Here is a 22,522-nt window from a genome sequence, read left to right as displayed (position 1 = left end):
ATTGATTCCGTTTAAATTACATCTTGTAAGACTAAATGGTAGCAAAGAGCCAGATCTGTCAGATTTTTCAACTGGAGACCCGTTAGCTCTTCCCACTTATCAATCTTGTATTGGAGCGAATTACGATGGAGATAGAGTTGCTGGGCTGCCTTGGTTACGACTGCCCCATTTTCCCAAAGAGCGACAATGATATCTTGCAATTGATCTTGACTTTCAATCAACTGATGCAAGCGTTCTTTGATCGGGGTAAGATCCAGACCTGCCTGCTCGATCCCCCACAGATAGAGTTGAGAAAAGCGATAGACGCCTTGATGCCCTTCTCGGATCCAAGCTCGAAAAACCGCCTGTTCTGCTCGGATAACCGGAGCCACTTTTCCTTCTTTTGACTCAGTCCATACCTGCCCGACCAGGATAGATAAACGAATATTGAAGTCATATTCCATAGCAGAGACGGTATCTTTTAAGATATCGGCCACAGGCAAAGACTGGTCTTGGTCCAGAATGAGCACGTAGTCCTGTCCACTCAGTTGCAAGGTTGCTCGGAAGTTGGGCAAGAGTGTCTGCATCATCTCTAACCAAGAAGCCATCCCTTCCGCTGTTGAGTGCGAGAGGTGGCAATAGACAAGCTGCATTTTTTTGATGACCTGAGGGGCTTCTCCCTTTCCATCGATCAGGTATTGGTACCAAGGATTGGGGGCAACCTCTTCTTCACCGCCCAACCAGGAAATCAATTGTTTTTCTCGCTCGGTTAACTCTTCTTCCTTCAGTAGCAGCCATTGATGAGCCTGAAGGGGTATCGCTACATAACCAGCTGGTGGATGGGCTTGTTCCGTCACCTCTGCATGAGGAAACCACTCTCTGATATTTTTCACTGCTTTCTTCCTTCTTCTACTTGCTGGATGCACCAGTTGATCAATTCTTCTAAACGAGCAAGCTCACCCGTCATATGAAGATAGCCCATAACGGCTTCAAAGCCTGTCGACATGCGATAAGTCACGACATCCGCATTTTTGGCCTTGGTATGGCTATTGGTATTGCGACCGCGCTTGTAGATCTCCAACTCTTTTTCTGTCAGAATTTCTTGCTCCAGCATGCTTTCAATCAAGCTAGCCTGAGCTCTAGCAGAGACGTAGCGGGTTGCAGCCTGGTGAAGCTTATTGGGCTTGGTCATCCCTTGAAAAATTAGGTGCCTGCGAATATACATGGAATAGACCGCATCCCCTTCAAAGGCAAGGGCGATCCCATTGATTAGATTGACATCAATCACGTGTCCACCTTACACCTTCTTTTGTATCCAAGAGCTTGATTCCTTGCGCTGCCAATTCATCGCGAATGGCATCTGCTCGCGCAAAGTCTTTCTTAGCCCGCGCTTCCTGACGTTCAGCGATCAAGGCTTCAATATCCGCATCCAAAACTTCTTCAACAAAGACCACTCCAAAGACTTCTAACATCTTTGCCAAGGCATCCTTGACGTCTTGGTTGTAGTGGCCGGAATTGATCCATTTGGCTAATTCAAAGACAACGGTGATTCCGTTTGCGGCATTGATATCTTCATCCATGGCCGCAATAAACTTGTCCACAAAGTTTTGTAAGTCTGCTGGATCCACTTCTCCGGCGAAAGGTTGCTCATAGGTATTTTTCAAATACTTAAGGTTGGTCTCCGCATCGCGGACAGCTTTTTCTGTGAAGTTAATCGGCTTGCGGTAGTGCTGGGTCGCAAAGAAGAAACGAAGCACTTGACCATCGATCGTCTTCAAAGCATCATGCACAGTGATAAAGTTGCCCAAGGACTTGGACATCTTGACATTGTCAATATTGACAAAGCCATTGTGCATCCAGTAGTTGGCAAAGGTTTGACCAGTTTTAGCCTCTGACTGGGCAATTTCATTGGTATGGTGCGGAAACTCAAGGTCAGCTCCACCACCGTGGATATCAATGGTATCGCCTAAAATCCCCGTTGACATGACCGAACACTCAATGTGCCAGCCAGGACGACCAGGTCCCCAAGGGCTTTCCCAAGAAACTTCACCTGGTTTAGCAGCTTTCCAGAGGGCAAAATCGACTGGATTTTCCTTGCGAGCTGTTTCCTCATCTGTCCGACCAGAAGCGCCTAGCTCTAGGTCTTCCAAAGTTTTATTGGCTAACTTAGCATAGTTGTGGGATTTTTCCACACGGAAATAGACATCGCCTTGGCTCTCGTAGGCATAGCCTTTTTCGATCAAGTCGGTAACAAAGCGAATGATGTCATCCATAAACTCAACCACACGAGGGTGACGGGTTGCAGGCTTGACCCCAAGAGCCGTCACATCTTCACGAAAGGCCGCGATGTACTTATCCGCCACTTCCTGAGGAGTAATGCCTTCTTCCTTGGCACGGTTGATGATCTTATCATCCACATCGGTAAAGTTGGAAATATAGGCAACTTCGTAGCCACGATACTCAAAGTAGCGACGAATCGTGTCAAAGGCTACCGTTGAACGGGCATTCCCAACGTGGATATAGTTGTAAACTGTTGGCCCACAAACATACATGCGGACCTTCCCTTCCTCGATGGGGACAAATTCTCGCAAATCACGAGACATGGTATCATAAATTTTTAACACGCTTCATTTCCTTTCTGTTTCTACTCTTTTGGCTTCAAATAAACCACCTGAGTCTGTTTGACAAAGCCAATCTTTTCATACAAACGTTTGGCACCTACATTGCTGTCTTCCACGGCAATCTGAAATGCCTTGTCATTTTGCTCAATGAGTTGGTTGACAAGGGATTTTGCCAGGTAGCTCCCATAGCCTTTGCCACGTTCAAGTTCAGCTATTGCTAAACCGTAGAAGTAATTGGTATTACTCGATAAATCAACCGTGCAAGTCCCTATAACCTGACCGTTTTTTAATAAAATATATAGGCGACTTTCTGGATCCTTCAGAGCTTTAGCGACATATCTATCCACAACTTCCCTAGATTCATGTTCCTCTGAAAATGCCTGAAATTTCAACTGACTAATTTGATCCTGATAGGAACGATCTGCTAACAAAACGTCCAGATTGGAAACAGTGGCTAACGGATAAGGTCTTCTATCCTTACCTAACCAGGTTTCTGTCTCTTCATCCTCGACCAGTCCCCAATTGCTGGCAAACTCAGGATGGAGCTCTAGAAAAACACGCTCTGTCTGAAAAGTCACAGACTCAATGGGATAAGATGCCGTTTCTGTCTCAAAACTTCTATACAAAGCACGCGCAATGCCTTGACGACGATGACTGGGGTGGACCAGAATCGCTACCTCCACATCTGGGTCATCTGCATAAACCGTTAATAGGCCAACAAGTTCACCTTTTTCATAATAAAGGAAAAAGGCGGGCATATCGGGATCAAAATTGAGCATATTGGAGAGATAAGGATCCCGAAAAGTTCCGTCATCCTTCTGACAGATGGCAATAAGGGCCTTTGCTTCCAGTAGTTGGTGGTCATTCAATGTATTGGTTGCTTGAATCACGTAGCGATCTCCTTACAAACTAGAAGACCGATGACTGGCTTCCTTAGCATGCTCCATCTTATTCACATAGTATTCGCGTTTTTCTTCTTCTTGGTGAATGATTGGCTCATCCTTCTTACCGTGAACACGAACAATCTTAGCAGGGATTCCGACAACGGTCACATCACTCGGTACATCGGAGACCACGACCGCTCCCGCTCCTACTTTGGCCTTGGCCCCAATCTCAATCGGACCGATGACCTGAGCATGAGCGGAGACCAAGGCTCCTTCACGAACCGTTGGATGGCGTTTACCGACATCCTTCCCTGTTCCCCCAAGGGTCACCCCGTGGTAGAGCATGACGCCTTTTTCAACAATGGCCGTTTCCCCGATAACGAGGCCCGCTCCATGGTCGATAAAGACACCGGAAGCAATGGTCGCACCTGGATGGATTTCAATCTGGGTCCAAAAACGCCAGAACTGACTATGCATCCGAGCTAGAAGCTTAAAGCCATGATTCCACAAAAAGTGGGAAACACGGTGAGCTGCCAGTGCTTTGACGCCCGGATAGGTCAAAAGGACCTCCAGCGAGGTACGCGCTGCTGGGTCATTTTCTTTTACAATATCGATGGTTTCACGCCACCATCCCATACCGTGCTCCTCCTTTTCTAATGATTATTCTGAATCTTTTTGTGTAATAGTAAAGTCTTTTTTAGTTTTGTGGTCTTTGTTGTGGTGACGAGGACGGTCGCCATGGCGATGAGTTTTTTCACCTTTTTCCTCGCTGTTTTCTGCTTTTGGCGGACGAGGGAGAAGAGCTTTCATAGAAGCATCGACACGACCTTTTTCGTCAATCTTTATAATCTTCACATCGACTTCATCACCGATGGCTACCAAGTCTTCGACACGGTTGGTGCGCGTCCAAGCCATTTCAGAGATATGAACGAGGGCATCCGTCTTGTCAAAGAGGTTGACAAAAGCACCAAATTTCTCGATCCGAACCACTTTAGCATGGTAGACTTCATCCACTTTCGCTTCACGAACCAAACCAGCAATGATTTCCTTAGCACGGTTGATGGCATCTTGGTCGCTCGAGTAGATAGATACGTTACCTTCTTCGTCGATATCAATCTTAACGCCTGTTTCAGCGATAATCTTATCGATGGTTTCTCCACCCTTACCGATGACAATCTTAATCTTGTCCACATCAATCTTGATGGTATCAATTTTTGGAGCAGTTGGAGCCAATTCTGGACGCACTTCTGGAATGGTTGCTTCGATCACATCAAGGATTTCAAAACGAGCTTTCTTGGCTTGAGCAAGAGCTTCCGTCAAGATTTCTGCAGTAATCCCTTGGATCTTGATATCCATCTGAAGGGCTGTAATCCCGTCACGCGTACCTGCAACCTTGAAGTCCATATCTCCAAAGTGGTCTTCCAAACCTTGGATATCTGTCAATACGGTGTAGTTATTTCCATCTGAGATCAGACCCATAGCAATCCCTGCTACTGGTGCCTTGATTGGCACACCACCAGCCATAAGAGCAAGCGTTCCCGCACAGATAGAGGCTTGAGATGAAGAACCGTTTGATTCCAAGACTTCTGCTACCAAACGGATCGCGTATGGGAATTCTTCCAAGCTTGGCAAGACTTGAGCAAGAGCACGCTCTCCAAGAGCACCGTGACCAATTTCACGACGACCAGGTGCACCGTAACGTCCAGTTTCCCCTACAGAGTATTGTGGGAAGTTATAGTGGTGCATAAAGCGTTTCTTGTACTCTGGATCCAAACCATCGATGATTTGCGTTTCACCCATTGGCGCCAAAGTCAAGATAGAAAGAGCCTGCGTTTGTCCACGAGTAAAGAGACCTGAACCGTGCACACGAGGAAGGTAGTCGACTTGTGCATCCAACGGACGGATTTCATCGACCTTACGGCCGTCAGGACGAACCTTATCTTCCGTGATCAAACGGCGCACTTCTGCGTGTTCCATTTGTTCCAAGATTTCAGCTACATCACGCATGATGCGGTCAAATTCTTCGTGATCTGCATATTTTTCTTCGTAAACGGCTGTCACTTGGTCTTTAACCGCTTGAGTCGCAGCTTCACGAGCTAATTTTTCTTCTACTTGGACTGCTTTTTGGAGGTCACTGTTGTAGGCTGCAATGATTTCAGCCTGCAATTCAGCGTCCACGTGAAGCAATTCTACCTCTGCTTTTTCTTTCCCAACTGCTGCTACGATTTCTTCTTGGAAGGCAATCAATTCTTTAACAGCTTCGTGCCCTTTCAGAAGAGCTTCCAACATGATTTCTTCTGACAATTCTTTGGCGCCAGACTCTACCATGTTGATAGCGTGTTTGGTACCAGCTACTGTCAATTCAAGAAGCGAGCGCTCAGCTTGTTCTTGCGTTGGGTTGATGATGATTTCTCCATCGATATAACCTACTTGTACTCCAGCGATTGGTCCGTCAAACGGAATATCTGAGATAGAAAGCGCCAATGATGAACCAAACATAGCTGCCATTGGTGCAGATGCATTTTCATCGTAAGAAAGAACCGTGTTGATGACTTGCACTTCATTACGGAAGCCTTCCGCAAACATTGGACGGATTGGACGGTCGATCAAACGCGCTGTCAAGGTCGCATCTGTTGAAGGACGTCCTTCCCGTTTCATAAAGCCACCAGGAAATTTCCCAGCCGCATACATTTTTTCTTCGTAGTTGACTTGAAGTGGGAAGAAATCCCCAGTTGCCATCTTCTTAGACATGACAGCTGCCGTCAAGACAGTTGACTCACCGTAACGTACGACAACAGCGCCATTTGCTTGCTTGGCAACCTGACCAGTCTCTACGATCAACTCACGACCCGCAAAAGTCGTTTGAAACACTTGTTTTGTCATTGTAATCCCCTTTGGATTGATAAAATTATACGACTTGCCTACAAAGATCAAGATATTTTGGACGGTTCGGCTTGCCGAACATTTCTGTAGAAAAATAGGAAGGTGACGCCGCACTCGATGAGTGCTAGGAAGCTTATCTTTTTTCCTAAGAAATGAGGCCAAAATTCAGTTCATCAGGATACAAAGGGCGTGAAGAATCCCGTATGAAAATAGGAGATTGACGCAGTGTGCCACGCACACTAGGAAATCTATCTTTTTCACTAGGGATTTAGCCCGTGTTCAATTACTCAAGATACCAAGCCGTCAAGCAACTCAACGAGATAGGAATTTCAACAGCCTATCTGTATGTTATATCCTCATCTTTGTATCCAAGCACGTATACCTTTTATTTTAACATATTCAAGCCCAAAAGAAAAAGGCTTTGAGGGCCTTTTTCTTTGATTCTTCAGCAAGTTCTATATAAAAATTTTAGAGCTAGATATAGCTTCTGATTATTTTTACGATTTTGCGAATTCAGTGCTGTCGACATAAAAGCGTGTTTTATGTGTTCCACCCTTGTAGTCCTTATTGTTTCGTTTCAAGACAAACCGTCTGTATGGTTCAGAAGTCCCTTGGATCGATGTGGTCACTTCAACTGAATCTTCATTGATCACCCATTCATCCGGTGAAGGGATTTCCATCGGTGGCATCGCTCCGCCACGACCACCAGGTACAATTTCGTAGAAGGCCTTGTCTTTTGTCGAATAGATCCAGCCGTCTTTCTTTTCATTTGTAAGCTGGATCAGCTTGTCTTGGGAAAGACTGCGGATAGAGTCCGATGTCTCTTCTGCATCTAATTTATCAATGATATCTTGCAGATTATAGGTCCCCGGCGTGTAGGTATTGTAGTAATCAATGAACATGTCTTGCGAGTAGCCTTCAACTGCACTGTGATCGTTGTTCAACTCCAGCAAACGAGTCGGTTGTACCTGAAGTGAATAAGTCAAAGACGCACTGTTTTCAATGATCGAATAGATATCCGCTTGGTCTGCTTTTGATAAGGTCCCAATGGCTTCTTTGTCATTTTTATCTGACTTAGCTTCTTCTGTTTGCTCTTTTTCTTGTGCCTTGTCAGATGATTTTTTAACCGATGAAGCTCCTACAGGACTGTGCTTACGCTCATAGCGTTTTGGGGTGCAAGCTGCTAGGGAAAGCAAGAGGGCTGCAGCTAGTAAATAGGTTCCAATTTTTTTCATGTTTGTCTCCTTATTTTTTAGTTCACACGGTAGTACAAATCGTTCCCATTCGTAGCATCACTCTTACTCCAGTAAATGGATTCACTGCCACCTTCTCTTGAAGGAATGAAAAGAATAGGCGTTTCGTTCGTTGCGCCGGGCATCCGACTAACTCCGTGTAAATTGCCTTCCTTGAAGTAAAAACCAGAAAATTGAACACCATTGACAGCACTACCATTGACTTTCACAATTCCTTGCGCATCAAACTCAATACTCGTTCCGTGCTTATTTTCCCATACTCCTGCTACACTTGAGAAATTTCCAGCTTTAATTTCTTCTAGATTCATTCCAGTCTTTGTAGCGGCAGGCGCTGAAGCTGATTCAGTATTGCCACTCACGCGCGTTGTATAGTCAAGGGCAATCCAGCCTTGTCCAGATTCCAATTTGCCCCAGGTATGACCATCCGCCTCTACGGTTTCCGTAATAGTGTGAGTGCCTTTTGTGATCATCCCTGCAGAGGGCGCTGAAGTAGATGGTTCTTTTCGAATACGAAGATCCGACACACTGACTTGCACTTGGAAACTTTCTGATTTTTTCTCTTCTGCTTTTGCTGTTGATTTGGAATCGCCTGAACCGTCAAAGTTTTTCCAGTCTAGTTTACTGAGGTCCAACTGCTTGGCTGACATCCCAAGAGCTTGTTCTGCTGTTTTCTTCCCACCAATTTGAATGGTTGCTTTCTTTTCTTCCTTGGCTCCCCCTTTTCCTAGTGAATAAAGGGTTAATTCCATTTCTGGATTAAGGGATTGCCAAGTGGCGTAGACGATTTGTCCATTGTCAAAAACATCTAAGCTGGAGCGATAGCCACCTGCAGAAGCTACATAGGCTACATGGAGCAAGGTTGGCTGGTTATCTTTCAAATAATACACAGCAGCAATCGTTTTGCCATCCCCAATCAGCAGTTCGTCATTACCATCACGATTAAGATCCTCAAAAGCATATTTCCACTCATTGGTACTCCCAAGTGTTTGAAGGTTAAAGACATACGCATATTCTTCTGAAGTTGCTTCGATCTTCTTCAGTTCATTTTGTAAAGCTGTTTGGTCCTTAGTATTAATGGCAACCGCATAAGACTTATAGCGATCTAATACCTCTTGATAATACTTTTGACCTGTATCCTTCTTCTCTTTTTTAACCGATGATGACGTTGCTGTCTTTGGTTTGCTTTGGCGTTCATAGCGTTTGGGCGTACAAGCCACCAGAGCTAGAACGGACGCACCCACCAGTAGTGAAATCATCAATTTTCTCATAGTACCACTCCTTTAGTCCACACGGTAGAAAAAGTCACTTTCTTCCCACCATGCTGATTGACCTGCCCAAATACGATCTTTCCCACTATCAGAAGGATCTGCTTTCTGTTCAACATAAACAGGAAGAGTAACTCCTGCCGGAATAAATCTGATAATCGCACCACCAACCTTATCCTTAGGATTACTGAATCCTCCACTAAGGTGATTATCCGTTGGTTGAATTCGATTGATCAGCATATTTTCACCATTCAAGAAAACCTGATCTGCTGATCCGTTCCCATCAAATACCAGTGTCCAACCCTTCCCATTTTTCCAGGTCCCTGCAATACTTGAAAAATCACCGTTCTGAATTTCTTGAATATTCATTCCACTGCTTTTCTTACTTGTGCTTGCTGATTTAGAACCATCCACTCGCGTTGTATAGTCAAGGGCAATCCAGCCTTGTCCAGATTCCAATTTGCCCCAAGTATGGCCATCCGCGTCTACAGTTTCCGTAATGGTGTGAGTACCTTTTGCGATCATCCCTGCAGAGGGAGCTGAAGTAGACGGTTCTTTCCGAATACGAAGATCGGCCACGCTAACTTGTACTTGGAAGCTTTCTGATTTTTTCTCTTCTGCTTTTGCTGTTGATTTGGAGTCCCCTGAACCATCAAATATTTTCCAATCGAGCTTACGGAGGTCCAACTTCTTAGCTGAAATCCCAAGAGCTTGTTCTGCTGTTTGATCCCCACCAATTTGAATGGTCGCTTTCTTTTCTTCCTTGGCTTCGCCTTTTCCTTGCGAATAAAGGGTCAATTCCATTTCTGGATTAATGGATTGCCAAGTGGCATAGACGATTTGTCCATTGTCAAAAACATCTAAACTTGAGCGATAGCCACCCACCGCAGCTGTATAAGCTGTATGGAGCAATTCAGCTTTTTGACCCTTGAGATAATAGATAGCAGAAACATACTGTTTGTTTCCCGTGTATTGATTAGACACCAAGAGCTCATCCACTCCATCTTGGTTCAAGTCTGTAAATGCATATTGGAAGGTGACCGGAGTTTCCAAGCGTTCCAAAGCATCTAGATAGGTGCTTTCTTCTGAACCGGCTGGCAATTTACCCAACTCCGTAAACAGGCCTGCTTTATCCCCATTTTTAAGAGCTGTATCATACTTAGCATACCGCTCCAAAACCTCTTGATAGTTCTTTTGTCCTGTATCCTTCTTATCTTTTTTAACAGCTGATGACATTGCTGCCTTTGGTTTACTTTGACGTTCGTAGCGTTTGGGGGAGCAAGCCACTAAAGATAAAACGGATGCACCTGCCAGTAGTGAAATCATGACCTTTTTCATAAAAACCTCCTCATATCTATCCTAGTATATCAAAAATGGTCAATTTTTCCACCTCTTTTCAAGTTTTTTACACAAGCATTTTCCCCTCCCCTCTATGTTTCTGCCCTTTTTTCTGATATACTTAGTATAGTTATTTGATCAAAAGGAGAACACTATGGAATTAAAAAAACGTTCTGAATTTCCTGAGAACGAACTCTGGGACCTCACAGCCCTCTATCAAGACCAGGAAGACTTCTTGCGTGCCATTGAAAAGACTCGCGAGGAAATCAATGAATTCATCCGTAACTACAAGGGCAAGCTCCACACCTTTGAAGACTTTGAAGCTGCCTTTGCAGTCTTTGAACAAATTCAGATCCAACTCAGCCATATCGGTAACTACAGTTTTATGCCACAAACCACTGATTTTGGCGACGAAGCTTTTGCAGAGATTGCTCAAGCGGGGATGGATTTCGAAACTTGGGCAAGCGTTGAACTTTCCTTCTTTGACGATGCTTTGGTCGAAGCAGATGAAGAAGTCCTCGAACGCCTGGGACAACTCCCTCACCTCACTTTTGCCATTCGTCAGGCTAAAATCAAAAAAGCCCACTACTTAGGAGCTGATGTGGAAAAGACCTTGACCAACCTGGGTGAAGTCTTCTACGGGCCTCAAGACATCTATACCAAGATGCGGGCAGGCGACTTTGAAATGGCTGATTTTGAAGTAGATGGAAAAGTTTACAAGAATAGCTTTGTTACCTATGAAAACTTCTACCAAAACCATGAGAATGCGGAAATCCGTGAAAAAGCCTTTCGTTCTTTCTCAGAAGGTCTCCGCAAGCACCAAAACACGGCTGCTGCTACCTATCTAGCCCAAGTCAAATCTGAAAAACTAATCGCAGATATGCGAGGCTACGACTCTGTCTTTGACTATCTCCTAGCTGAGCAGGAAGTGGATCGTGCCATGTTTGACCGTCAGATTGATCTGATCATGAAGGACTTCGCTCCAGTCGCTCAAAAATTCCTCAAACACGTGGCCAAGGTCAACGGCCTTGAGAAAATGACCTTTGCTGATTGGAAGTTGGACTTAGACAGTGCGCTCAACCCAGATGTCACCATTGATGACGCTTATGACTTGGTCATGAAATCTGTGGCACCTCTTGGCGAAGAATATTCTCGCGAAATTGCCCGCTACCAAACCGAACGTTGGGTCGACTTTGCTGCCAATGAAGGCAAGGATTCCGGTGGTTATGCAGCCGATCCTTACCGCGTCCATCCTTATGTCCTCATGAGCTGGACAGGACGGATGAGCGATGTTTACACCCTAATCCACGAGATCGGACACTCTGGTCAATTCATCTTCTCAGACAACAACCAAAGCTACTTCAACGCCCACATGTCGACCTACTATGTGGAAGCTCCTTCTACCTTTAACGAGCTCCTCCTAAGCGACTACTTGGAACACCAGTTTGACGACCCTCGTCAAAAACGCTTTGCCCTAGCTCACCGCTTGACAGACACCTACTTCCACAACTTCATCACCCACTTGCTAGAAGCAGCCTTCCAACGCAAGGTCTACACCCTGATCGAAGAAGGTGGTACCTTCGGCGCTAGCAAGCTCAACAGCATCATGAAGGAAGTCTTGACCGAATTCTGGGGAGATGCTGTTGAAATCGATGACGATGCAGCTCTAACTTGGATGCGCCAAAGCCACTACTACATGGGACTTTACAGCTACACCTACTCAGCTGGATTAGTAATCTCAACAGCGGGTTACTTACATTTGAAAAACTCCGAAAACGGAGCCAAAGATTGGCTGGACCTTCTCAAATCAGGTGGTAGCAAGACCCCACTTGAGTCTGCTATGATTATCGGAGCAGATATCTCAACCGACAAACCACTTCGGGATACGATTCAATTCCTTTCAGACACTGTGGATCAAATCATTGCATACAGTGCTGAGTTATGAGTATAAGCAAAAACAGATTGGATTTTTCCAATCTGTTTTGCTTATCCCCAAAAGCTATCTTCTTCAGCTTGATCTGAAGAGAAGAGCCAAACTTCTTTGATTTTCCCGTCTTCAATACGGAAGAGGTCAATCCCGTTCATATTGAGTTCAGTACCATCAGCCCGTGTTCCAAGAAAAGTAACATTAGCTGCGACAAAATCCTTATTATCAGAAACCCAATTTGTTATCACCTTAAAGGTTCCATTAGTTTTCTCAGCAAATGTAGCTAGGTGAGCTCCTAGTTGGTCCTTACCAACAACTGTACCAGATATACTATGAGTACCAGGTTGATGCCAGACAATATCGTCTGCCATCGTTTCAAAGACACCAGGAAAGTCACCAGCAATTAAAGCTTGGTTATAAGTATTGAAAATTTCTAAGTTTGTTGACATATCTATTCTCCATTTCATTTTTATGATATAATTTTAACAGTTACAAACAAAAAAACAAGTAGACACTTTTTTGATAGCTGGTATCAAAATCAATACTATTGTTGCTAATAAAGGATAAATTTTTTTAAAAATAGAAAGAAGATGTTTTATGCCAAATAAAGTGAGTGAGTATGGTATTTGTCCATTTGCGACAACGCAGAGGGTTTTAACAGGGAAATGGGCACTGGTAATCATTTATCAGTTGAGTACGGGTACTAAACGATTTAAAGAATTGCAGAGATTATTGCCTGGGATTACTCAAACTATTTTGACACGTCATCTCCGTCAATTAGAAAAGGATAAGATTGTTCAACGAAAGGTCTATGCGGAAGTACCCCCACGAGTTGAGTACAGCTTAACCGAAATGGGGCAGAAATTCAGAGTTGTCTTAGATGCTGTTGAGAACTGGGGTCTGGATTATATCAAGTTGCTAAAAATGTAGAGGTATTGACCATGTATCAAGAATTACAAAGTAAAGTGACAGAAGAAAAACCAAGCTATCGTCAAGAAGAAATCCATTGGTTGCTGGAACATTTGGGAGACCCCTCGCCCGAAATTCGCGATGATCTCGTTTTTACCAGCTTGGCTAGAGGGATTCAAGAAGAACTGTTTACACAGGAACAATTTCATTTGATTGCTGAGGCGATCTCGTCCAATGAAGGAGTAGAAAAAGAGATTGATAAGATTGGGCTATCAACACTTGAGCGTTCTTTTAAAGCCCTTGTTTATGCCAACCTCCTATCTGCAGATGCCAATCCGCAATCAATTTTTTATCAAAGATTAAAAGCCGATATAAGATATATTTTACTGGATCAAGGTTTACATTATCTTTTAAAAGAAAAGGATACAACTGGTTTTTCAAGCCAGTATGGCTGGGTTCACGCTTTTGCGCATGGAGCTGATCTTTTGACAGAAGTAGTTTGTCATCCAGACTTTCCTAATGACAAAGTTCATGAAGTATTGAACATACTTGGCCAAGTCTTTAGAAGAATTTCAATTCGTTTTACCTCTGATGAGGATTGGCGCTTGGCGAGAGTGCTCTATGAACCTATTTTGCAAGGAAAAATCGAGCAAGAACAAGTAGCTTCTTGGATAAAGACGCTTGACTTTCCAATAGACGAAAGGGAAGATTTTTATAAATTTTCCAACCTTAGATCCTGTCTGTTAGAAGTCTATATTCAACTTGACCAAAGAAACTTTTTACAAGATGAGTTAAAAGTGGCCATTCAATCTTTTCAATACTAACTGTTGATAGTGAAATTTAAACTCTCCAAAATATTCTAAGTCACTTTTCGTGAAAAATTATTGAAGATAAAAGAGCCTTGCTCCTCATATAAAAGGACAGGGCTCTTTCTTTGGATATAAAAAAGCACTCCTATTTTACCAATGGAAGTGCTTAGGATATTAACTCAATTCAGCCACAATAGCCTTGATTTGTTCTGCAGTGTGAACACCAGCAACTTGTTTAACCACTTGTCCATCTTTTTTGAAAAGAAGAGTAGGGATAGACATAATGCCGAAAGCACGCGCTGTATTTGGATTTTCGTCAACGTCCATTTTAACGATTTTTAAGACATCTTCTGAAAGTTCTTCAGACAATTTATCCAAGATTGGTCCTTGCATACGACATGGACCACACCAGGTCGCCCAAAAGTCTACCAAGACCAATCCTTCTTTCGTTTCTGCTTCAAATGTTGCGTCTGTAATTGCTTTTGCCATTGTTTTTCTCCTTTAATTTTTGTATTGATCGAGGTCTTGCTTCATCAAATAGAAGAAGACATCTCCGTAAGTACCGTGATAATCGAGTTCGTGCCCATTATAGGTCAATTTTTGTACGGGATAGTAATCCGCTACACCAATCAAGCAGGTCTGTTGGGATCGTTCAAACTCTTCATAGGAATCAAAATGCATGACCCGTTCTTGTTTTGCACCATCTAGATATGTAATTTCAATCATATCAGCAACCTCTATTTCTTAAGATGTATCTATTGTAACTACATTTATTACATCTGTCAAACAAAATGACTTGCTCAGAATGATGGATCTTGTGCGATAAGGAAAAGACAATAAAACAGCTCCCTGAATTCAGAGAGCTGTTTTGAGCTCGGGCTAAAATCTTGGTGAAAACAAAAAATCTCCCCGAAGGGAGACAGTTCTGGTCTATTTTACCTTACGATGCTAGGAACCGTAGCCGAAGATTATACTGGGTAAAACCGTTCTAGAAAAGGCGACGAACCGAAGATTGTAGGCTCTATCGTGCCATTTTCATACATAATGTATAGTCCAAGTGTAATGAATACTAAGGGCACAACGATTCGCTCATATTTCTCAATTGTCTCGGATATTAACGGCATAGAGGATAGCACACGACTAAGCTCGCAAAAGATAATTATGCCGATTGCAAACACAAGCAACGCTACAAGTGTCTGTGACCAATCTAACGAAGCAAAATAAGGTATATAGATACCTAAATTATCTCCGCCAGACGCAATTGTCAGTAATGTAACTGTCCAAAACAGTTGATTTGACTTGCTTTGTTCAAATCTTTCAATAATTTCTTCCTCTTCTTCCTCACCTTCTCCAACAATTGCAAAGCGAATCCCTAAATAGATAGGGATTAAACCAAGCAATCCAACCATCCATTCTTCAGGCACGAAATTGACGACATAAGCAGCAACTAAACTCGCCCCTACAAGTAAGCCTGTACCTAGATATTGCCCCGCATAAATATGCCATTTCTGTTTATTCTGTGATAGCTGTGCAAATAAAATAATTAAAATAATTAAATAATCGATACTGGTGGAAATATAAACACCAATAGCAGATATGATTGTCTGTCCCATAAAAAAACTCCTGTATTAGTCAGTAATAAATCAGCAGATTTTAGGGAAGCACAGACACATTAATTTAGCTATCGCTAGTGGGTAATGTCGAACGTAGGAAAGCATTTTACTCCTCCTCAAAACGTAGTTACAAAGTAATTTCTAACCGGAATTCGGTGACTACTTCCATGTAAAGTATAACTCACTATACTTTACTTTGTAAAGTGTGGACTCTCCGAGGGGGCTTGCAGACTGCTACTATTTGAGTTTTTGTAGTCTCCAAAATTGTGGCCGATAAAACCTCAATAAAAAAGCCCTCTGAAGCCAGAGAACTCATTTGAGCTCGGGCTAAAATCCTAGTAAAAATAAAAATCTCCCCGAAGGGAGATAGATCTGGTTTATTTTACCTTACGATGCTAGGAACCGTAGCCGAAGATTATACTCGAGTATATCGAGGCAAGGTGACAACGCAGCGTAAGTGGAAAATAGAGCAGATTAACGACGAAGTCCAAGAGAGTTGATCAACTCACGGTAACGGTTAACGTCGTTCTTACGAAGGTAAGCCAACAAGTTACGACGGCGACCGATTTTCTTCATCAAACCACGGTATGTAGCGTGGTCTTTTTTGTGTTGTTTGATGTGGTCGTTCAAGTGGTTGATTTCCCAAGTAAGGACAGCAACTTGTACTTCTACTGAACCAGTGTCACCTTCGTGACGTGCGTATTGTGCAATGATTTCATTTTTTTTCTCTTTTGAGATTGCCATGATAAGCTCCTTTTCTTTATGCTCTATCCGAGTGGCAGGTTTGGCATATCCTGCTACCAAGAAAGAGTTAGTTGTCTATTCGACCTTCTTATTCTACCAAGATTTCATCTTTCTGTCAAACACTTATGTTTCCTTCAAGATGGATTTTTAAGATGAATCTCAGGAATTTGGACGGTTTGATGGAGCATTCTTCTAGCAAGTTATTCAAAAAGACAAATATCTTTTAGGATATTTGCCTTTTAATAGTATGAATCTTATTTTTCTTCTCGTTTCGTACGTAAGAGCAATCCAACTGCGACAACTGCTAAGAGGGTTCCTACTCCAGTCAACCCGTAGGCAACGACTTCACCAGTTGATGGAAGAATTTTTTTCTTTCCTTCTCTTGGTGTGGTTGGAGTTTCTGGTTTTTCCGGTTTGCTTGGCGGTGTTGTAGGAGGTGTTGTTGGTGGAGTGGTCGGTGGTGTCGTTGGCGGTGTACTTGGTGGAGTGGTCGGTGGTGTTGTTGGTGGCGTATGACGATTGGTTACCGTGAAACCATCAATAGTTGTTGTATAGCCAACTACTGGATCCTCTGTAATGGTGTAAGTAATCTTCTTACCTTCCTTGTATACGGGTAGATCCGTAAAGCTTGCCTGCCAATTATCAGTAGCTGTGATTTCTTTTACAGCCACTTCTTGACCATCCGCAAGGAGACGAACTGTGATTTTTTCAGGACGAACACCATCTTTGTTGTCTGCGTCATCCCAGATCTTTTTAACCGCTACTTCCGTTACTTCTGGCGTGCGGCTATTAGTGATCACTACATTTCCCTTGTTACTGTCATCAACCGTACTAGTATAGCCTTTGACTGTTCCAACTTCTTTCACTTGGTACTGAATCTCTTTGCCTTTCACTTTTAGAGGCAAATTGCTAAAGGTATGAGTCCAGTTATTTTTAGCAGAAAGTTCCACTTCTTTTCCTTGAGCTTTGCCGTCTGCATAGAGCTGTACCTTAATAGTACTTGGACGTTTGCCATCTTGGTCATTGTTGTCTTCCCAACGTTTTGTAACAGTGACGCTGGTTTTACCTGGCTTGTAGCTATTGGTAATGGTTGTTCCATCAATCGCAGCAGAGTAATTGGCTACTGTGTCTTCTGTGACTGTGTAGACAATTTGTTTACCGTTATTGTATTTTGGAAGATTGGTAAAGACTGTCTTCCAATCAGTCACTGCACTTAGCTCTTGGCTAGCTACTTCTGTACCATCTGCAAGGAGACGAACTGTGACCTTGTCAGGACGAACACCATCTTGATTATCATTATCTTTCCAGATCTTCGTTACTGGAATTTCAACAACTTCTGGTGTACGAGTGTTGGTAATATTGGTTCCTTCGATAGTTGTTTCATAGCCTTCAACAGGTTCTTCTGAAACAGTGTAGGCAATGACATTGCCAGCATCATCGACCACATCGAGATTATCAAAACGATAAGCCCAAGTTCCTGCTGCATCTGGTTTCACTTCTTTAGAAGCAACTTTGACTCCATTTGCTAGGAGGTTGACGGTGATTTTTGATGGACGCTTGCCATCTTGGTTGTCATTGTCATTCCATGTCTTTTGACCAGCAACGCTTGTTTTTTCTTTTTGGTTGACGACATCACGAGAAATTGCGAGATCATTTCCAAAATCATCCTTGCTGATCTTGATCGGCTCTTCTGAGAGAACATAGCCTGTTGGAGCTTGAATTTCTTGAACCGTATAAGCTTGTTTGATCAAACCAGTAATGGCGCCAACACCATTCTCATCTGTCGTAATGGTTCCCACTTGCTCACCTGTAGCATCGGCTGTCACAGCAAATACAGCACCGGCAAGAGCCTGACCATTTTCACCTTTTTTATGAATAGTGAAGGAGTATTTCTCACCATTAAATTTTCCATCAAGGAACTGATACAGAATATCTGCAACCTTATTTTGCTCCTTGATTTCTGTAGCTGTCATGCTAGCATTGTTTTTGTAGGAAGTATTGATGGCTGGGACCTTGTCCAAATAAACATCATAGCGAATCGTCATTCCTTGTTCTGGAGCTAGATCTCCGATATGAACAGTTAGAGATTGACCATCGGCACTGACAACAGGGGAATAATTCTTGGTGACGTTGGTGGTGTCTCTTAAATGATAGGCACCATCTTCGTCACTGATTTTCCAAGTTCCTGTATGAATGCTAACAGAATCTGCTTTGATCTTTCCATCAGTGAAAGCCAATTGGTCTTTAATATCAATATTATGAAGGGCTGTGTGACCTTGATTGATGTTCAAGGTATAGGTCAATTTTAATTTATCGTCTGAATTTGTCCAACCCCATTTGCTAAAGACTTCTGGAGTAGGAGGATTTTCACCCGGATTAACCCCTTTGTAATCGATATTCCCACCTGAAATCACTTTCTTATCGATCGTGAGAGTAAAATCAAGCGTCTTTTGTCCTTTGACAACTTGGTGGTCTACACGCGCAAAGAAACGCAGTTTCCCTGTCACATTGGCCATTCTTTCAGGATAGTCCGTATAAGTTACCGTAATGACTTTTCTTTGATCATCTACCGTTGCTGTCGCAACCTTTTGACCACTTGGATCCAGCAGGTCAATGGTATCTGTTTCAAAGACCTTAAAATCATTTCCAAGTTGGATAACGGTCTGATCCCCCGCCTTTACACGTCCATTTGGTAGGACAAAGTTTGCTTCAACTTGAAAACTTTCCCAAACACCAAGCGGATCTGTAATCGCTCCACCAGTCGATTTCGAGATGTTTACAGATGTCACAACATCATTGATCGTGTCCGCATGGACTTTAGAGAGACTATTTGGTTTGGCAAACCCTAAAGCCGCTAGTAAAAACAGGGCAACTGTTGTCACAACAGAATAGAGCCACTTTTTCATAAACGATTTATCTCCTTTTTCTACGTTTACTAGATTAGGTATGTGAGCCGAAAAATTATCACTACATATTGTGATTTTTCACACAACCCATCTTCTTTCATTATAATCGTTTCACTTTGATATGACAAGCTAATATATATGTTTTTTGTATTTTAGGTGCATTTTCTTGATACAAATAAAAAATAGCAGTCTATGTAGATCAGACTGCTTATTTTTTCACTTATAAAGGAAGCCCAAATATCTCTAGGGAAGCCAATTCAGAAGGATGGAGTCTTCGCCATTCTCCCAATTGAAGAGTTGGATCTAGCGTTAAAGGTCCCATAGAAATCCGCTCTAAATCTACGACTTCTTTGCCACAGGCAGCAACCATACGCTTGACCTGATGGAATTTTCCTTCTGCGATTTCAATTTCGACATAGGAGCTGGCGCTTGCCTTATTCACCTCTAAAATCTGCAACCTCGCAGGCAGAGTCGTAAAATCTTTGAGGGCAATGCCTTCTTCAAAACGGGCTACATCTGCCTCATCCATAATCCCAGCTACCCGGGCACGGTAGATCTTCGACACATGCTTCTTCGGCGAAAGCATAGCATGGGCGAGCTTACCATTATTGGTCAAAAGCAGCAAGCCATGGGTATCGATATCTAAGCGCCCGACAGGAAAGACTTCCTTGTGACGGGCTGTCTCATCCAATAGATCCAAGACAGTTTGGTGATGATCATCCTCGGTCGCTGAGATGACCCCAGCTGGTTTATTGAGCAGATAATACACGAAGGTTTCATAGACCAGATCTTCCCCCATAAAGGTCACCCGATCCTTATCTGGATCAATCTGTAGCTTTCCTGCTGTCTCTTTTTTTCCATTTACTGCGATTTTCTTTTGCTTGAGGAGTTGCTTGACCTCGGTCCTGCTCCCCACGCCACAATCCACTAAGAATTTATCGAGGCGCATGATTACTTCCCGCTCTTTCGTACAATCCAAAGGCCAAAAAAGGAAACTAGGATCATGAGGATACCAGAAAATCCAAAAATGAAGACTGGAGCAGATGAGATCGTCCCTAATAGACTAAGGACAAAGGTCGTTGCGATCGAACCTGTACTACATCCCAAAACCGCAATGGACGTTGCCTGGTTCAAGACCCCTGCTGGCATCTTATCCGATAAGACATTGTAAACCGTTGTCAGAGCCACACTGTAGGCGAAGCCAGATGCAATGGTCACAAGGGCAAGAATAAGGAGATTTGGAGAAATCCCAATCAATAGTTGAGTCACACCAAAGGCTAGGCCTGATACCAATAATAGGCGGTCCCGGAATAGATGGGTCAAGGGCGAGAAGGCCAAACCTGCCAAGATCCCAACAAATTGCATGGCTGAGAGAATCATTCCGGCAGTTTGTGCAGTGCCCTGTCCGACTTGTTCCACCACACTTGGAATCCGGACGGTGATCATCACATTGGACAAGACAATAGCTGCCGCAACAACAGCTAAGCCCAAAGCCGTCCGCCATTGACCACCTGTCATCTTGGCATCCTGGTGTTTTTCCTCCACCTCTTCTGTCTTAGATCCATAAGGTACAAATAAGAGATACAAAAATAAGATAGGAATACTGATGCCATAAACGAGAAAGGCCGCCTGCCAACCAAAGCGAATCAAGAGACTAACCCCAAAGGTCAAAACCGCCGTTCCAACAACTTCTGCAGAACCACGAATGCCAAGAGTTTGGACGCGTTCTTTTCCTTTATAGCGCTCACTGATAATGGCAATAGCAGAAACATTAAGTAAACCGACCGCCATCCCGAAAATAATCCGAGACAAAAACACAACCGGATAGGCTGGACTAATCAAAGGAATAAAGCCACACAGAGCATAAGCGACTAATCCTGTCACAATCATCTGGCGCTCTGAAAACAGACGCTCAATCCATTTATTAAAGATGAGTGAGACCATAATTCCAGCGGAAGGAAGTGAAACCAAGAGCTCAATTAAGCTGTGAGGAATTCCCTTGTAATAGGCAAACATGGCCGGTTGCGCACTCGAAATTGAAAACGAGGTCGTTAAAATAAATGAAAGCGCGAGAATACTCACTTTTTCCATGATTCTTTTCATCATTGTTTCCTTTAAACTAAACTTTTTTTCACACTCCCTCTATGATAACACGACCAAGTAAGAGGAAGCAATAGATTACATCAAAAAAAACGAAATGATTTCTCCATCATTTCGTTCGTGCTAGTAATTGCGAGGCAAAGACTCCCGTTCCAACCATCAAAGCACCAGTCAAAACAAAGAGCAGGTGATTGGAGGGAGCTAGTGGCGTCACCAACTGAATAAAGAAAGAAGAGAGGGCTGATCCGAGATTGCAGCCAATCAAGACAAGCGAGGTCGCAAGATTCAGGAGATTGGTCGGAATTTTTTCAGATAAGTGATAGAAGATACTGGTGACTCCCGTACTGTAGGTAAATCCTGCCAAGAGGGTTCCTAGAACCAGACTCCACAGCTGTCCAGACAAGCCAATCAAGGCTAAAGCTAGACCGAAACCAAAGCACATGATCATGAGCAAGTTCTTTTTGAAAACATGTGTCAAACTGGCAAAGCCCACTCCTGCTACAATCCCTGTCAATTGCATCAGACTCAAGACGGTTCCAGCTGTTGTCGCTGTTCCCATACGGGCGTCAACGATGATATCCGGCACGCGCAGGCTAATGATAGAATTGAAACAAATGATGATGCCAGCAATCACGGCTAGCATGAGACTAAAACGCCATTGAGGGGAGCGAAGGCGTGCGGATCCTGACTTTTTCACCTTCAAGCTAGCCTGTTTTTTCCCCTTAGGATAGGGAACAAAAAGGATATAGAGGAGTAAAATCAAGTAACCACCTCCATATACAGCAAAGATCGCTGGCCAGCCTAGGGGCAAGAGTTGTCCAACAATAAAAGTCAAGATGGCAGAGCCCACCACTTCAGCAGATCCCCGATAGCCTAGCATCCGGGTCTTGTCATTGCCTGAGTAGCGCTCACTGATAATTGAAATAGCCTTGGCATTGATCATTCCTGTCCCCAAGCCAAAGACCAAACGACTCAGAAAGATGAGAGGATAGTCCTGCACAACCAAAGGCACAAGGCCGCTAGTTGAAAACAGCAAAAGTCCTGCGACAATCATCTGGCGCTCACTCATCCACCGCTCGATCAGGCTATTTAAAAAGAGCATGGCCACAACCGCAAAGGCCGGCAGGGGAACCAAGAGTTCCACCTGGCCTGCTGAATATCCAAATTGGCTAAAATAGGCCTTCATAGCCGGCAAACCGGCTGTAATTGAAAATGATGAGATCAGCATGAGCGACAAGCTCAAGAGACTGATTCTTTCCATTGTTTTTTTCATTTTTTTATTTCCTACACT

21 protein-coding genes are annotated in these 22,522 nt (G+C 43.4%); 3 read left to right on the top strand and 18 right to left on the bottom strand.

The features are described from left to right. Positions 1-11: 11 nt before the first annotated feature. From AB5Y61_RS06690 to AB5Y61_RS06650, 9 genes are all read right to left on the bottom strand, one after another. Positions 12-872 carry a helix-turn-helix domain-containing protein gene (locus AB5Y61_RS06690; RefSeq protein WP_368403603.1) on the bottom strand — a complete coding sequence of 287 codons (861 nt, stop codon included), beginning with the start codon at positions 870-872 and terminating at the stop codon, positions 12-14. Continuing rightward, the gene (locus AB5Y61_RS06685) at positions 869-1,267 is read right to left on the bottom strand and encodes a Mini-ribonuclease 3 (protein ID WP_049503453.1); all 399 of its coding nucleotides are present in this window, start codon (positions 1,265-1,267) and stop codon (positions 869-871) included. The genes AB5Y61_RS06690 and AB5Y61_RS06685 overlap by 4 nt, the downstream gene beginning before the upstream one ends. Continuing rightward, the gene (gene cysS, locus AB5Y61_RS06680) at positions 1,260-2,603 is read right to left on the bottom strand and encodes a cysteine--tRNA ligase (RefSeq protein ID WP_070449746.1); all 1,344 of its coding nucleotides are present in this window, start codon (positions 2,601-2,603) and stop codon (positions 1,260-1,262) included. The genes AB5Y61_RS06685 and cysS overlap by 8 nt, the downstream gene beginning before the upstream one ends. A 20-nt stretch (positions 2,604-2,623) precedes the next feature. Beyond that, complete coding sequence (locus AB5Y61_RS06675) at positions 2,624-3,490, bottom strand: GNAT family N-acetyltransferase (RefSeq protein ID WP_368403602.1); 867 nt, start codon at positions 3,488-3,490, stop codon at positions 2,624-2,626. Between the two features lie 12 nt (positions 3,491-3,502). Then, positions 3,503-4,120 carry a serine O-acetyltransferase gene (cysE, locus tag AB5Y61_RS06670; protein WP_031576159.1) on the bottom strand — a complete coding sequence of 206 codons (618 nt, stop codon included), beginning with the start codon at positions 4,118-4,120 and terminating at the stop codon, positions 3,503-3,505. A gap of 24 nt (positions 4,121-4,144) precedes the next feature. Continuing rightward, positions 4,145-6,367: a polyribonucleotide nucleotidyltransferase gene (gene pnp / locus AB5Y61_RS06665; protein ID WP_368403601.1), complete on the bottom strand. Its 2,223-nt coding sequence runs from the start codon at positions 6,365-6,367 to the stop codon at positions 4,145-4,147. A 497-nt stretch (positions 6,368-6,864) separates the two neighbouring features. Continuing rightward, positions 6,865-7,602, bottom strand: a complete 738-nt coding sequence (locus AB5Y61_RS06660) for a hypothetical protein (protein WP_368403600.1) — start codon at positions 7,600-7,602, stop codon at positions 6,865-6,867. A 17-nt stretch (positions 7,603-7,619) separates the two neighbouring features. Then, the gene (locus AB5Y61_RS06655) at positions 7,620-8,888 is read right to left on the bottom strand and encodes a DUF6287 domain-containing protein (RefSeq protein ID WP_368403599.1); all 1,269 of its coding nucleotides are present in this window, start codon (positions 8,886-8,888) and stop codon (positions 7,620-7,622) included. Positions 8,889-8,900: 12 nt separating this feature from the next. Then, complete coding sequence (locus AB5Y61_RS06650; RefSeq protein WP_368403598.1) at positions 8,901-10,223, bottom strand: DUF6287 domain-containing protein; 1,323 nt, start codon at positions 10,221-10,223, stop codon at positions 8,901-8,903. Between the two features lie 154 nt (positions 10,224-10,377). On the opposite strand from AB5Y61_RS06650, the gene pepF reads away from it, so the two are divergent. Further along, positions 10,378-12,168, top strand: a complete 1,791-nt coding sequence (gene pepF, locus AB5Y61_RS06645; RefSeq protein ID WP_368403597.1) for an oligoendopeptidase F — start codon at positions 10,378-10,380, stop codon at positions 12,166-12,168. A 41-nt stretch (positions 12,169-12,209) separates the two neighbouring features. Here the strand turns inward: pepF and AB5Y61_RS06640 are convergent, their stop codons facing one another. Next, complete coding sequence (locus AB5Y61_RS06640) at positions 12,210-12,599, bottom strand: nuclear transport factor 2 family protein (protein ID WP_061455680.1); 390 nt, start codon at positions 12,597-12,599, stop codon at positions 12,210-12,212. Positions 12,600-12,747: 148 nt separating this feature from the next. Between AB5Y61_RS06640 and AB5Y61_RS06635 the strand changes: the two genes are divergently transcribed. After that, positions 12,748-13,080, top strand: a complete 333-nt coding sequence (locus AB5Y61_RS06635; protein ID WP_156672094.1) for a winged helix-turn-helix transcriptional regulator — start codon at positions 12,748-12,750, stop codon at positions 13,078-13,080. Positions 13,081-13,091: 11 nt separating this feature from the next. Then, a complete protein-coding gene (locus AB5Y61_RS06630) occupies positions 13,092-13,883 on the top strand; it encodes a DUF2785 domain-containing protein (protein ID WP_368403596.1) in 792 nt (263 codons plus the stop codon). A 159-nt stretch (positions 13,884-14,042) separates the two neighbouring features. Here AB5Y61_RS06630 and trxA read toward each other — a convergent pair whose 3' ends face one another. The 8 genes from trxA to AB5Y61_RS06590 all read right to left on the bottom strand — a co-directional run bounded on the left by trxA (position 14,043) and on the right by AB5Y61_RS06590 (position 22,504). Continuing rightward, positions 14,043-14,357 carry a thioredoxin gene (gene trxA / locus AB5Y61_RS06625; RefSeq protein ID WP_006595584.1) on the bottom strand — a complete coding sequence of 105 codons (315 nt, stop codon included), beginning with the start codon at positions 14,355-14,357 and terminating at the stop codon, positions 14,043-14,045. Between the two features lie 12 nt (positions 14,358-14,369). Next, positions 14,370-14,594, bottom strand: a complete 225-nt coding sequence (locus tag AB5Y61_RS06620; protein ID WP_023024402.1) for a DUF4649 family protein — start codon at positions 14,592-14,594, stop codon at positions 14,370-14,372. A gap of 242 nt (positions 14,595-14,836) precedes the next feature. Beyond that, complete coding sequence (locus tag AB5Y61_RS06615; RefSeq protein WP_368403595.1) at positions 14,837-15,481, bottom strand: CadD family cadmium resistance transporter; 645 nt, start codon at positions 15,479-15,481, stop codon at positions 14,837-14,839. A 474-nt stretch (positions 15,482-15,955) separates the two neighbouring features. Beyond that, positions 15,956-16,225, bottom strand: coding sequence for a 30S ribosomal protein S15 (rpsO, locus tag AB5Y61_RS06610; RefSeq protein WP_004193424.1), 270 nt, complete (start codon positions 16,223-16,225; stop codon positions 15,956-15,958). A gap of 254 nt (positions 16,226-16,479) precedes the next feature. Further along, on the bottom strand, positions 16,480-19,131 hold the full coding sequence (locus AB5Y61_RS06605) for a Cna B-type domain-containing protein (protein WP_368403594.1): 2,652 nt from the start codon (positions 19,129-19,131) through the stop codon (positions 16,480-16,482). A gap of 220 nt (positions 19,132-19,351) precedes the next feature. After that, complete coding sequence (locus AB5Y61_RS06600; protein ID WP_368403593.1) at positions 19,352-20,080, bottom strand: pseudouridine synthase; 729 nt, start codon at positions 20,078-20,080, stop codon at positions 19,352-19,354. A 2-nt stretch (positions 20,081-20,082) separates the two neighbouring features. Continuing rightward, entirely contained in the window at positions 20,083-21,234 is a 1,152-nt protein-coding gene (locus AB5Y61_RS06595) for an MFS transporter (protein ID WP_368403592.1), read from the bottom strand. Positions 21,235-21,340: 106 nt separating this feature from the next. After that, positions 21,341-22,504, bottom strand: a complete 1,164-nt coding sequence (locus AB5Y61_RS06590) for an MFS transporter (RefSeq protein ID WP_368403591.1) — start codon at positions 22,502-22,504, stop codon at positions 21,341-21,343. Between the last annotated feature and the right edge of the window lie 18 nt (positions 22,505-22,522).

This window comes from Streptococcus parasanguinis (assembly GCF_040908565.1).
Classification (GTDB): domain Bacteria; phylum Bacillota; class Bacilli; order Lactobacillales; family Streptococcaceae; genus Streptococcus; species Streptococcus parasanguinis_AC.
The sequence above is the reverse complement of the archived record's forward strand: the minus strand, read 5'-3'. Positions and strand labels throughout refer to the sequence as shown.